At 72.0% G+C, this 12,421-nt stretch carries 12 protein-coding genes; 10 read left to right on the forward strand and 2 right to left on the reverse strand.

Going from position 1 to position 12,421, the window contains the following annotated elements; genetic code table 11:
• Positions 1-8 precede the first annotated feature (8 nt).
• Positions 9-629: a Uma2 family endonuclease gene (locus ACZ4VF_RS12715; RefSeq protein ID WP_467925491.1), complete on the forward strand. Its 621-nt coding sequence runs from the start codon at positions 9-11 to the stop codon at positions 627-629.
• Here the strand turns inward: ACZ4VF_RS12715 and ACZ4VF_RS12720 are convergent.
• On the reverse strand, positions 619-1,230 hold the full coding sequence (locus tag ACZ4VF_RS12720) for a hypothetical protein (RefSeq protein ID WP_467925493.1): 612 nt from the start codon (positions 1,228-1,230) through the stop codon (positions 619-621). The genes ACZ4VF_RS12715 and ACZ4VF_RS12720 overlap by 11 nt on opposite strands.
• Positions 1,231-1,459: 229 nt before the next feature.
• Between ACZ4VF_RS12720 and ACZ4VF_RS12725 the strand changes: the two genes are divergently transcribed.
• From ACZ4VF_RS12725 to ACZ4VF_RS12755, 7 genes are all read left to right on the forward strand, one after another.
• Positions 1,460-2,287 (forward strand): hypothetical protein, encoded by an 828-nt coding sequence (locus ACZ4VF_RS12725; RefSeq protein WP_467925495.1) that lies wholly within the window; start codon positions 1,460-1,462, stop codon positions 2,285-2,287.
• Between the two features lie 216 nt (positions 2,288-2,503).
• Positions 2,504-3,715, forward strand: a complete 1,212-nt coding sequence (locus ACZ4VF_RS12730; RefSeq protein WP_467925497.1) for an ROK family transcriptional regulator — start codon at positions 2,504-2,506, stop codon at positions 3,713-3,715.
• Positions 3,716-3,783: 68 nt separating this feature from the next.
• Positions 3,784-5,127 (forward strand): ABC transporter substrate-binding protein, encoded by a 1,344-nt coding sequence (locus tag ACZ4VF_RS12735; RefSeq protein WP_467925499.1) that lies wholly within the window; start codon positions 3,784-3,786, stop codon positions 5,125-5,127.
• The gene (locus tag ACZ4VF_RS12740) at positions 5,127-6,068 is read left to right on the forward strand and encodes a carbohydrate ABC transporter permease (protein WP_467925501.1); all 942 of its coding nucleotides are present in this window, start codon (positions 5,127-5,129) and stop codon (positions 6,066-6,068) included. The genes ACZ4VF_RS12735 and ACZ4VF_RS12740 overlap by 1 nt, the downstream gene beginning before the upstream one ends.
• Before the next feature lie 3 nt (positions 6,069-6,071).
• The gene (locus ACZ4VF_RS12745) at positions 6,072-6,905 is read left to right on the forward strand and encodes a carbohydrate ABC transporter permease (protein ID WP_467925503.1); all 834 of its coding nucleotides are present in this window, start codon (positions 6,072-6,074) and stop codon (positions 6,903-6,905) included.
• A gap of 7 nt (positions 6,906-6,912) precedes the next feature.
• Positions 6,913-8,178 (forward strand): 6-phospho-beta-glucosidase, encoded by a 1,266-nt coding sequence (locus ACZ4VF_RS12750; RefSeq protein ID WP_467925505.1) that lies wholly within the window; start codon positions 6,913-6,915, stop codon positions 8,176-8,178.
• Positions 8,169-9,167 (forward strand): N-acetylglucosamine kinase, encoded by a 999-nt coding sequence (locus ACZ4VF_RS12755; protein ID WP_467925507.1) that lies wholly within the window; start codon positions 8,169-8,171, stop codon positions 9,165-9,167. The genes ACZ4VF_RS12750 and ACZ4VF_RS12755 overlap by 10 nt, the downstream gene beginning before the upstream one ends.
• Positions 9,168-9,262: 95 nt before the next feature.
• Here the strand turns inward: ACZ4VF_RS12755 and ACZ4VF_RS12760 are convergent, their stop codons facing one another.
• On the reverse strand, positions 9,263-9,679 hold the full coding sequence (locus tag ACZ4VF_RS12760) for a hypothetical protein (protein WP_467925509.1): 417 nt from the start codon (positions 9,677-9,679) through the stop codon (positions 9,263-9,265).
• Between the two features lie 232 nt (positions 9,680-9,911).
• Between ACZ4VF_RS12760 and ACZ4VF_RS12765 the strand changes: the two genes are divergently transcribed.
• Complete coding sequence (locus tag ACZ4VF_RS12765) at positions 9,912-11,345, forward strand: hypothetical protein (RefSeq protein ID WP_467925511.1); 1,434 nt, start codon at positions 9,912-9,914, stop codon at positions 11,343-11,345.
• A 14-nt stretch (positions 11,346-11,359) separates the two neighbouring features.
• A complete protein-coding gene (locus ACZ4VF_RS12770) occupies positions 11,360-12,391 on the forward strand; it encodes a glutamate ABC transporter substrate-binding protein (protein WP_467925513.1) in 1,032 nt (343 codons plus the stop codon).
• Positions 12,392-12,421: the final 30 nt, after the last annotated feature.

A 12,421-nucleotide genomic window follows, 5' to 3' on the forward strand; every position in this document is an offset into this window, starting at 1 on the left:
GAGAAGCGATGAGCGCCGAACCGATCATGGAGCCGGTCATGACGCAGGTGGACCCCATCGACCTGTTGAGCGCGATCGAAGAGGCAGCACCGATGCCGATTCGACCCGAGTACGTCGAGGGGACCGCCTTCGTGCCGCCGCAACCGAACGACCACCACAACGATGGCGCATTCGAGCTGAGCTTTCAGTTCCGAGCCGCCGGACACCGCCTCGTGGGCATGGGCAACGGCTACCGCGCCGCCCACAAGGACGGCAGGACCATGGCCCTGATCATTCCGGACCTCTACGTCCGCCGCCGCAGGCCGACGGAACTCGACGAGTCGTACCGCAAGGCCAACAAGGGCTGGTACCCCATCGACATGATCGCCCTCGTCGGCGAGGTCACGTCGACCAACCACGAGACCGACACCGGCCCCAAGTTCCGCACCTACGCGGCCGCCGGCATCCCCGTCTACGTCCTCATCGACCGCCACTCCCAGACGGCCCACTGCTACACGGACCCCGTCCTCCCCGGCGACGACCCCACCGAGGCCTACTACAAGACGGACACCAAGGTCACCCTCGGCGACCCCCTCCCCCTCCCCGCGCCCTACCCCACCCTCGACACCACTCCGTTCCTCACCGACTGAGCGGCCCGCAGGCCAGCTGGTAGGCCTCGCGGAGCCACGCCTCCTCGCCGGGGTCGACCCCGCAGGCCAGGGACGCGCCCTGGTCGGCGTTCAGCCAGGTCGTGACGCTGCCGTAGTGCGTGCCGTCCGGGCAGGTCACCGCGAAGCCCGCGTCCACGACCTTCACGGCCTCCGCGGTGACGAAGCGGCCGGCGCCGTCGAAGTCGATGCGGTCGGGGTGCCGGGGATGGTGGGCGGTGTCCTCGCCGGGAGCCATCAGGGCCCCGGTGTCGTAGTTCAGGCGCTTCTCCAGCGAGGCCAGCGCGCGCCGCGGGGACACCCGGACGCCGTTCGCCTGGATGGAGGCGACGACCGTGCGCACGGGGATGTTCCGGAAGGTGGTCCAGCCGTCGTCCTCGCCGACCTTCACCACCGGGGAGACACCGGTCAGCCGTGTCTCCTGCCGCACCCCGCCCCAGCGGAACGTGCCGGAGCCGCAGGACGGTGACGCGGACGGCTTCGCCGGGGGCGCCGCCCGGACCCGGTGCGGCTGCTGCGCCGTACACGCCACCGCCACCGCTCCCAGCAGCAGGGCCGCCACCGTCGTACGGCTTCTTCTCACTTCGTCTCTCCCCGTCTCGCGCGTCGCCCGAATGTACGTGCCGTGACCAGCGAAAACCACAGCCGTTGCGCATCCGTGACGCCCCGCCGACCGCCGCACGGATCCGGACCGCCCTCACAGGAACCCCGCATTCCGTCCGCATCCGGTGATCCTCTAGGGTCGCTCCACCACGGACCCCTGATCCGGAGCGCGACGTCGCCCCGGGGGCCCGTCTCGAATGTGGGGAAACATGCGAAAGCTCGCCATAGGCGCCGCCCTGTCCGGCGCCCTGGCCCTGGCCGGCCTGGCCGCGCCCGCCGCGTCGGCGGCCGGTACACCGGACCTGACGTTCTCCGGCGTGACCGTGAACAAGGGCAAGCCGGTCGTGGTCGGCACCACCAAGGCCGTGAACGTGCCGGTGTCGTACACCCTGACGCGGCCGAAGAACGTGGTCATCGACCAGAAGAACACGCTGCAGGCGGTCATCCTGTACCGCGGCACCCTGAGGTCGCTCGACAACGATCTGGGTCCGGACAGGGCCCCGGTCTGCACGACCACCGCCACGACGGACACGACCGTCACCGAGAGCTGCACCGAGCGCATCGTCGCCGCTCCGGACGAGACGCTGTACGAGGCCGCCGACGCCGGCACCTGGAAGGCCGCGGGCGTCTACGCGCACAGCGACGGCAGCGTCTCGGACGACTACCTGCACAGCGAGTCCGACGTCACCATGTGGGGCAACCTCGCCTCGGTGGCGGTGCGGCGCGCGTCCCGGCTGACCGCGGACGCCGCCCCGGAGCCGGTGGCCAAGGGCAGGACGCTGACCGTCAAGGGCAGGCTGACCCGCGCGAACTGGGCTACCGGCTCGTACACGGGCTACCGGGACCAGAAGGCCGTCCTGCAGTTCAAGGCGGACGGCGGCACGTACACCGCCGTCAGGACGGTCACCTCCGGCGCCGGGGGCGCCCTGTCCACCACGGTGAAGGCGGGCCGGAGCGGCACCTACCGCTTCGTCTTCGCCGGTACGGCCACCACGGCCGCGAAGACCTCCGCCGGTGACCACGTGACCGTGAAGTAGCCGCCGGGCCACGCCCGTACCGCGACGCCCCCGAGGTAACGACTCCGTTGCCTCGGGGGCGTCGTCTATTGACGCCCCCTTCGTCCTCGGCTTACGTTCCTCCCACCCGCAATAGGAAAGTTTCCTAACAGTGATCTCGGGGTCCGGTGATCAAGACTGGACGTCGTGCCCGGGTCACTGAAAAGCTGGGCGGCCGGAAAGGCAGGTGTCGACCCCATGGCAGGAACCGCCGGTACGCCGGGCACCCCGCGCGTCCTGCGCGCCATGAACGACCGCGCCGCCCTGGACCTGCTGCTGGAGCACGGGCCGCTGTCGCGTACCCGGATCGGCAAGCTCACCGGCCTGTCCAAGCCCACCGCCTCCCAGCTGCTGGCCCGTCTGGAGGCGGCCGGCCTGGTCCGGCTCACCGGCACCAGCGAGGGCCGCCCGGGCCCCAACGCCCAGCTGTACGCGGTCGACCCGACCGCCGCCTACGCCGCCGGGCTCGACGTCACCCCGCACCGCATCCGCGCCGCCGTCGCCGACATCACCGGCCGCACGGTCGGCGAGCACGAACTCCCCACCCCCGGCCGGCACCCCGCGCGCTCCGTCGTCCAGCAGGTCACCGACGCCCTGGACGGCGCCGTCAAGGCGGCCGGACTCGCCCGGTCCGACGTGCACCGGCTGGTCATCGGCACGCCCGGCGCCTTCGACCCCACCACCGGGCGGCTGCGCTACGCCTCCCACCTGCCCGGCTGGCACTCCCCCGCGCTGCTCGACGACCTCGCGGCGGCGCTGCCGATGCCGGTCGAGTACGAGAACGACGTCAACCTCGTCGCCATCGCCGAACAGCGGCTCGGCGCGGCCCGGGGCCACGGTGACTTCGTGCTGCTCTGGAACGAGGAGGGCCTCGGCGCCGCCCTGGTCCTGGGCGGCCGGCTGCACCGCGGCTGGACCGGCGGCGCCGGCGAGGTCGGCTTCCTGCCGGTGCCGGGCGCCCCCCTGGTCCGGCACGTCACCAAGGCCAACAGCGGCGGCTACCAGGAGCTGGCCGGCTCCCAGGCGCTGCCGAAGCTGGCCCGGGAACTCGGCGTCCCGGACGTGCCGTCGGGGCCGTACCCCGACGCCGCCACCGCGCTCGTGGCCCGCGCCGCCGACCACGCGAGCGGCCCGTACCAGGAGCTGCTCCAGGCCTACGCCACCCGGCTGGCCACCGGTCTGGCCTCGCTCGTCTCCGTCCTCGACCCCGAACTCGTCGTCCTCAGCGGCTCCGCGCTGACGGCCGGCGGCGAGGTGCTGCGCGCCCTCGTCCAGGCCGAGCTGGAGGAACTGGCCGCGGCCCGTCCCCGGCTGGTCGTCGGCGACGTCCACGACCACCCCGTGCTGCGCGGCGCGCTGGAGTCCGCGCTCGCCGCCACCCGCGACGAGGTCTTCGACACCTCGCGCTGAGCCCGCCCCACCCCGGTAGCACCTGCCCCTGGCACCTGTCCCTGGGAGACCTCGCCATGCCCACCGCCATGCCCCCAGCCATACCCGCGGCCGCCCGAAAAGCGGCTTGTGCCCTGACCGCCTCCCTCGCCCTCCTCGCCACCGCCTGTACCGGCCAGTCCGGCTCGGGCGCCACCGACGACCCCTCGAAGGACACCACGATCACCTTCTGGCACGCCTGGAGCGCGCCGAACGAGGTGAAGGCCGTCAAGGCGCTGGTCGCCGGCTTCGAGACCGCGCACCCCGCCATCCACGTGAACATCGTCGGCAACATGACCGACGACAAGATCAACCAGGCGCTGCGGGCCGGCGGCGACCGGGCCCCGGACGTCATCTCGTCGTTCACCACGAACAACGTGGGCAGGTTCTGCTCCTCGGGCGCGCTGGTCGATCTGAACCCGTTCTTCGAGAAGTCCGGCATCGACCCGGAGAAGACGTTCCCGAAGCCGATGAACGAGTACACCCGGTTCGACGGCGACCGCTGCGCCGTTCCGCTGCTCGGTGACGCGTACGGGCTCTACTACAACAAGACGGCGTTCAAGAAGGCGGGCATCGCCGGCCCCCCGAAAACCTGGTCGGAGTTCGAGGCCGACGCGAAAAGACTGACCATCCCCCGCGGCGACGGCTACCGGCAGCTCGGGTTCATGCCGGACTACCACGGCTGGGAGTCCACCACCGAGCACTACCTCGGCCAGTTCTCGCCGACGTACTTCGACGAGAACGGCAAGTCGAACCTCGCCAAGGACCCCGCGTTCGAGGAGGGCTTCACGCTCCAGAAGAAACTGGTGGACGAACTCGGCGGCTTCACGCGGCTGGAGAGGTTCCGCGCCACCCTCGGCGACGAATGGGGCCCCAAGCACCCCTTCCACACCGGTCAGGTCGCCATGCAGCTCGACGGCGAGTGGCGGCTCGGCATGGCCGAGGACGCCAAGCCCGGCTTCGACATCGGGGTGGCCCCGCTGCCCGTCCCCGACGACCAGGCCGGCCAGTACGGCAAGGGCTACATCACCGGCACCATCGCGGGCATCGCCGCCACCAGCCGCAAGCAGAACGCGGCCTGGGAGTTCCTCAGGTACATCACCACGGACACGGACGCGGTGGTCGGCTTCGCCAACGACATCCACAACGTGCCCTCCACGTTCGCCGCGCTGAAGTCCCCGAAACTGACGTACGACCCGCGCTTCAAGACCTTCCTGGACATCGCCGCCGATCCGCATTCGACCACCACTCCCGCCTCGGTCAACGGCGGGGTGTACCTGGTGACGATCCAGCAGTTCGGCTACGACTACGAGAGCGGCAAGGTCACCGACCTCAAGGCCGGACTGCGGAAGACGGCCGCGCAGATCGACACGGACATCGCGCAGGCCCGGTGATGGCCACCGTCACCCTCGCGTCGAAACGCCGGCGCGCGGCACTGCGCACCCTCGCCTTCATGTCGCCGTGGCTCGTCGGCTTCTCGGTCTTCTTCGCCTATCCGCTGATCTCCACGGTCTACTTCTCCTTCATGCACTACGACGGCTTCCGGCCGCCGCAGTGGAGCGGCGGGAAGAACTGGACGTACGTCTTCCGGCACTACCCGCTGTTCTGGCCCGCGCTGCGCAACACGCTGTGGCTGGTCGTGGTCATGGTGACCCTGCGCGTGGTGTTCGGCCTGGGCGTCGGGCTGCTCATCACCAGGATCAGGACGGGTACGGGCGTCTTCCGCACCCTGTTCTACCTGCCGTACCTCGCCCCGCCGGTCGCGGCGACCATGGCCTTCGCGTTCCTGCTCAACCCGGGCACCGGCCCGGTGAACTCCCTGCTGGAGAAGGCCGGACTGCCCGCGCCGGGCTGGTTCAACGACCCCGCGTGGTCCAAGCCGGCGCTGACCCTGCTGGCCCTGTGGGGCATCGGCGACCTGATGGTCGTCTTCATGGCCGCGCTGCTCGACGTGCCGGCCGAGCAGTACGAGGCGGCCGAGCTGGACGGCGCCTCGGCCTGGCAGCGCTTCCGGTACGTCACCCTGCCGACCATCTCGCCGATCGTGATGTTCGCCGTGGTCACCGGCGTGATCCAGACCATGCAGTACTACACCCAGCCGCTGGTGGCCGGGAAGGTCGCCTCCGGGGTGATCCAGGGCGCCGGCACCCAGTTCGAACCCGGTTACCCGGACAAGTCCACGCTCACCCTCCCCCAGCTCGTCTACAACCTCGGCTTCCAGCGCTTCGACTACGGCTCGGCGTGCGTGGTGGCGCTGGTGCTGTTCGCCCTGTCGATGGCGTTCACCGCGCTGCTGATGCGGCGCAGGGGCGGCCTGATCCAGGCAGGTGACTGACGTATGAACCGCCGCAAGGCATCTCTGGAGTGGGTGGCGGTCCACTCCCTGGGCGTGGCAGCCGCGCTGTTCTTCACGCTCCCCTTCGTCTTCGTGTTCCTGACCTCGCTGATGAGCGACAGCCAGGCCCTGAGCCGGGACCTGATCCCGCACACCTGGGAGTGGGGGAACTACAGGAGCGTGCTCACCACCCCGGGCTTCCTCACCTGGTGGCGGAACACGCTGCTCTACGCCGGTCTCGGCACCGTGCTGACCGTGGTCTCCTCGGTCCCGGTGGCGTACGCGCTCGCCAAGTTCCGCTTCCGGGGGCGCAACCTGTCACTCATGCTGGTGATCTCGATGATGATGCTGCCCCCGCAGGTGGTCGTCATCCCGATGTACCTCTTCTGGGCGAAACAGCTGGACCTGTCCGGCACGCTGTGGCCGCTGATCGTCCCGATGGCGTTCGGTGACGCGTTCTCCGTCTTCCTGCTGCGCCAGTTCCTGATGACGATCCCGAACGAGTACCTGGACGCGGCGAAGGTCGACGGCTGCGGCGACCTCGGGACCCTGCTGCGGGTCGTGCTGCCGATGGCCCGGCCGGGCATCGCCGCCGTGGCGCTCTTCCAGTTCTTCTACGCCTGGAACGACTACTTCGGCCCGCAGATCTACGCGTCCGAGAACCCCGGTGCCTGGACCCTGTCCTACGGGCTGGAGTCCTTCAAGGGCGCCCACCACACCGACTGGAACCTCACCATGGCCGCCACCGTGCTGGTCATGACCCCCGTGATCCTCGTGTTCTTCTTCGCCCAGAAGGCGTTCGTCGAAGGCGTCACGCTCACCGGAGTGAAGGGTTGAACCACACATGAAACTCACCGTGGTCGGCGGAGGCTCGACCTACACCCCCGAACTCGTCGACGGCTTCGCACGTCTCAGGGACACCCTGCCCGTCGAGGAACTGGTCCTGGTGGATCCGGACGCCGAGCGTCTGGCGCTGGTCGGCGGCCTGGCCCGCCGGATCTTCACGCGGCAGGGCCACGGCGGCCGGATCGTCACCACCTCCGACCTGGACGCGGGCGTCGACGGCGCCGACGCCGTGCTGCTCCAGCTCCGCGTCGGCGGCCAGGCGGCCCGGGAGCAGGACGAGACCTGGCCGCTGGAGTGCGGCTGCATCGGCCAGGAGACCACCGGCGCGGGCGGCCTGGCGAAGGCGCTGCGCACGGTCCCCGTCGTGCTCGACATCGCCGAACGGGTCCGCCGTGCCAGTCCGCGCGCGTGGATCATCGACTTCACCAACCCGGTCGGCATCGTCACCCGCGCCCTGCTCCGGGCGGGCCACCGGGCGGTGGGCCTGTGCAACGTGGCGATCGGCTTCCAGCGGAAGTTCGCCGCCCTGCTCGGCGTGGCCCCGGCCGAGGTGCATCTGGGCCATGTGGGCCTGAACCACCTCACCTGGGAGACCGGTGTGCGGCTGGGCGGCCCGCAGGGCCCGGACGTCCTGCCGAAGCTCCTGGCCGAGCACGGCGAGGCGATCGCCGACGACGTCCGCCTTCCCCGCACCCTGCTGGACCGCCTGGGCGTCGTCCCCTCCTACTACCTGCGCTACTACTACGCGCACGACGAGGTCGTACGGGAACTGCGCACCAAGCCGTCACGCGCCTCCGAGGTGGCCGCCATGGAACGGCAGCTGCTGACCATGTACGGCGACCCGGCCCTGGACGAGAAGCCGGCGCTGCTCGCCAAGCGGGGCGGCGCCTTCTACTCGGAGGCGGCCGTGGACCTGGCGGCGGCCCTGCTGGGCGGGGGAGGCAGCCCGTACCAGGTGGTGAACACGCTCAACCGGGGCACGCTGTCCTTCCTCCCGGACGACGCGGTGATCGAGGTGCAGGCGGCGGTCGGCCCGGCGGGCCCGGTCCCGCTGCCGGTCCCCGAGCCGGACCCGCTGTTCTCGGGCCTGGTCGCGAACGTGACGGCGTACGAGGAGCTGGCCCTGGAGGCGGCGCTGCGCGGCGGCCGGGACCGCGTCTTCCGCGCGCTGCTCGCCCACCCGCTGATCGGCCAGTACGCCTACGCCGACGCCCTCACCGACCAGCTGGTCGCGCACAACCGGGAGCACCTCGCGTGGGCCTGACCGCACCCGCACCCCGGACGGTCCTCGCCATCGACGCGGGCAACAGCAAGACCGACGTGGCCGTGGTCACGGCCGCGGGCGAGGTCCTGGCCACGGCCCGCGGCGGCGGCTTCCGTCCGCCCGCGGTGGGCGTGGCGGCGGCGCTGGACGCGCTGGCGGAACCGGTGGCCCGGGCGTTCGCGGACGCCGGGGTCGGTTCCGTCGGCCATGTCGCGGCCTGCCTGGCCAACGCCGATCTCCCGGTGGAGGAGGAGCAGCTGGCGGGCGCGCTGCACGCGCGCGCGTGGGGTGCGTCGGTGGAGGTCCGCAACGACACCTTCGCGATCCTGCGCGCGGGCGTCGCCGAGCCTCGCGGGGTGGCGGTGGTGTGCGGGGCGGGCATCAACTGCGTGGGCATGCGCCCCGACGGCCGCACCGCCCGCTTCCCGGCCATCGGCCGTATCTCCGGTGACTGGGGCGGCGGCTGGGGGCTGGCGGAGGAGGCGCTGTGGCACGCGGCCCGCGCGGAGGACGGCCGCGGGAAGCCGACTTCGCTGGCCCGTACCCTCCCCGCGCACTTCGGCCTGCCGGACATGTACGCCCTCATCGAGGCGCTGCACCTGGAGCAGGTCGGCCACGACCGCCGGCACGAGCTGACACCCGTGCTGTTCGCCACGGCGGCGGACGGCGACCCGGTGGCCCGGGCGATCGTCGCCCGGCTCGCGGAGGAGGTCACGGTGATGGCGACGGTCGCCCTGACCCGCCTGGAGCTGCTGGCGGAGGAGACCCCGGTCCTCCTCGGCGGCAGCGTCCTCACCGCGGGCCACTCCCAGCTGGACGACGGCATCCGCACCCTGATGGCGGCCCGCGCCCCGAAGGCCGACGTCCGCGTGGTGACGGCGAGCCCCGTCCTCGGCGCGGTCCTGCTGGGCCTGGACCGGCTGGGCTCGGGCCCACGGGCACAGGAGCGGGCGCGGAGCCACTGGGAACCGGCCCGGCGCCCCCGCTGACCCGGAGCACGGGGAGACACCGGCCCCGCCGTCAGGCACCGGCCCGGCCCTGAGGCGCCGGTCCCGGTCCGAGGCGCCGGTCCCATCGCGTGGCGTCAGCCGAAGTGGAGGTCGCCGTTGATGGTGCCGGTCTGGACGACGGAGCCGCGGATGTCGCCTCCGCTGACGGTGTTGTACGTGGTGCCGCCCCGTTCCGGGGCGGCCCGTGCCGTCTCGACCAGCGCGCGCAGCTCGTCCCGCGCCGCGGGGTCGTCCCGCAGCAGGAGCAGCAGCCGCGCCTGCCACAGGGACTCGATCCCGGCGAGGGCCGCCCGGTCGCCGTCGGCGTGGGCGGCGACCACCGCGCCGCGCGCCTCGTCCAGCTCCTCGGCCGCCGCCCGTGCCTCCTGCTCCCGTCCGCGCCCGAACAGCGCCTGCACCCGGCTCCTCGCCGTGGCCCAGGCGTCACCCGCCATCAGCTGCACCAGGGTCGTCGCCCCGGACACGGCCAACGCCGTCAGCTCGGCCTCCACACCGCCACCTCCGCTCCCCGCCGCACACGCGAACTCCCCTGCCGGAAAGCCTACTTGGCGCCACGGGAACCGGTCCGACCCGACCGGCGTGTTCATCAGCAAGGGGTGGTGCGTCGGGCACCGTGCGCCCCTGGGCACACTGCGATCCGATCAAGATCGAGTGAAGGCCGGTGCGGATGCCGTGGCCGGCGGCGATACTTGGCGGCGAACGGATGACCATGGGGGAGGTCAAGTGACACACCCGCCGAAGAGCGCGGCACCATCGGTGGTGGGCCCCGGTGTGCCCGCCGCCCCCGGCATCCCCGCACAGCCCGGGCGTCCCGCGGCCGCCGGCCCGGGCGTGCCGCCCGCGCGCCGGACCGCCTTCGCCGAGGGCGTCGAGCGGCTGCGGGCCGCCGCGACGACCGAGCCCGGCCGGCTGCGGATCATCGGTGCCGTGCTCGCGCTGCTGGTCGTGGTGTTCGGCGCGGTCACCGCCTGGCAGACCAGTGCCCGCTCGGCCGCCGCCGACGACGTCCTGCACCGCAGCCAGCCGCTCAGCTCCGGCGCGGCCGCCATCTACCGCTCGCTGGCCGACGCCAACACCGCCGCCTCCAGCGGGTTCCTCGCCGGCGGCCAGGAGAACGCGCAGTCCAGGGACCGGTACGAGAAGGACATCAGGACCGCCGCCGCGGGCCTCGTCACCGCCGCCGCCAACGCCGAGCCCGGCTCCGCCGCCGAGGCCACCATCACCCGGATGAACCGGCTGCTGCCCGAGTACAAGGGCCTCATCGAGCGCGCCCGGACGTACAACCGGCAGGGCTACCCGGTCGGCGGCGCCTATCTGCGGTACGCCAACGAGAAGATGCAGAAGCAGATGCTCCCGGCGGCGGAGGACCTGTACACGACGGAGAACAGGCGGCTCGACGCCGACTACGGCGACGCGACGCCGTACCCCTGGGCGGCGATCGCGCTCGGCCTGCTCGCCCTGGCCGCGCTCGGGTGGGCCCAGCACCGCATGTACCGGCGCACCAACCGCGTCCTCAACCACGGCCTGGTCGCCGCCGCCGCCGCGACCACCGTCGCCCTGCTCTGGCTGGTCGTGGGCCACGCGGTCGCCCGCTCCGGCCTCGACACCTCCTACGAGCAGGGGATCCGTTCGCTCAACGTCCTCCACGACGCCCGGATCGCCTCCCTGAAGGCCCGCGGCAACGAGAACCTGAGCCTGGTGGCGCGCGGCGCGGAGACCGTCACGGTGGACGGGAAGCCGTACGACGCCTACTACCACGCCTTCGACAAGGACATCGCCGTGCTCGGCAAGGGCCTCACCGAGGCGGTGCGGCTCGCCGACGACCAGGGGGGCACCGCACCGGTCAGGGCGGCCGAGGGCGACATGGCCGTGTGGAAGCAGCGTCACACCGCCGCCCGCGGCGAGGACGAGAACGGCAACTACCAGCAGGCGCTGGACAAGGTGATCGGCGCGAAGGGAGCGACCGCCGAGTGCTTCGACGGCGTCGACCGCGCTCTCGCCCGGGCCATCGACCACGAGCAGGCCGAGTTCCGGCAGGCCGCCGGTGACGGGCGGGACGCGATGACCGGGCTGCCGGTGGGCGTCGCCGTCCTGGCGGTGCTGGGCGCGGCCGGTGCCGTCGCCGGCATCGGCCGCAGACTTTCGGAGTACCGGTGACAGGGGGCAAGGTGATGGACGTGAGCCGTGCACGGCCGTCCCTGCGGGGCTGGGGCGGAGTCGCCGCGATGGCGGTGCTGTGCGCGCTGGCACTGGCGTGCGCCCTGCTGCTGCCGTGCACCCAGCGGGCACCGGGGGACCCGGAGCGGGCCGGGCAGAGGACGGCCACCGGCATCCAGGCCCGCGCCGACGGCTGCGTGGACGCCGAGGCGCACCGGCAGACGCTCGCCCCGTCCGGCGCGGACGGTCCGACGATCGACGCCATCAAGGCCCGTACGGGCGCCAGGCGCAAGCTGGTCGTCGGCGTCGACCAGAACAGCTACCGCTGGGGCTACCGCAACCCCAACACCGAGGGCGCGCGCCTGGAGGGCTTCGACATCGACCTGGTGCACCGGATCGCCGAGGACCTCCTCGGGGACCCGGACGCGGTGCAGTTCAAGGCGATCCCGACCAGCCAGCGCATCCCGGCGATCGAGGACGGACGCGTCGACATGGTGGTGCGCACCATGACGATCACCTGTGCCCGGCTGCAGCAGGTCGCCTTCTCCGCGCCCTACTTCAAGACCGGCCAGCAGGTCCTCGCGCCCAAGTCGTCCCCGATCACGGGTTACGACGACTCGCTGGCGCACAAGAAGGTGTGCACGGCGGCCGGTTCGACGGCCCACGCCAAGCTGGACGCCGACCGGAAGGAGGGCCGGCTGCCCGCCTCCACCGACATCTCCACCACCGTCCCGAACCAGCTGGACTGCCTGGTCCGGCTGCAACTCGGCGAGGTGGACGCGGTGGTGACCGACGGCGCGCTCGCCGCGAGCCAGGCCGCGCAGGACCCGACGGTCGAACTCAAGGGCAAGGCCTTCACGACCGAGTACTACGGAGTGGCGATGAAGAAGGACGCGAGCGATCTGGTGCGCCGGGTCAACCGCGTTCTGGTGGACTATCGCGCACAGGGCTGGCAGACGTCGTACGACGACTGGCTGTCGGCGACACTGGGAAAGGATTCCGCCGCGTCGAAACCGCCCGCGCCGCAGTACCTGCGCGGCAGTTGAGCCGCACCCGACCGCAACAGACAGCAAGCG

The organism is Streptomyces sp. NPDC029151, from assembly GCF_055564315.1.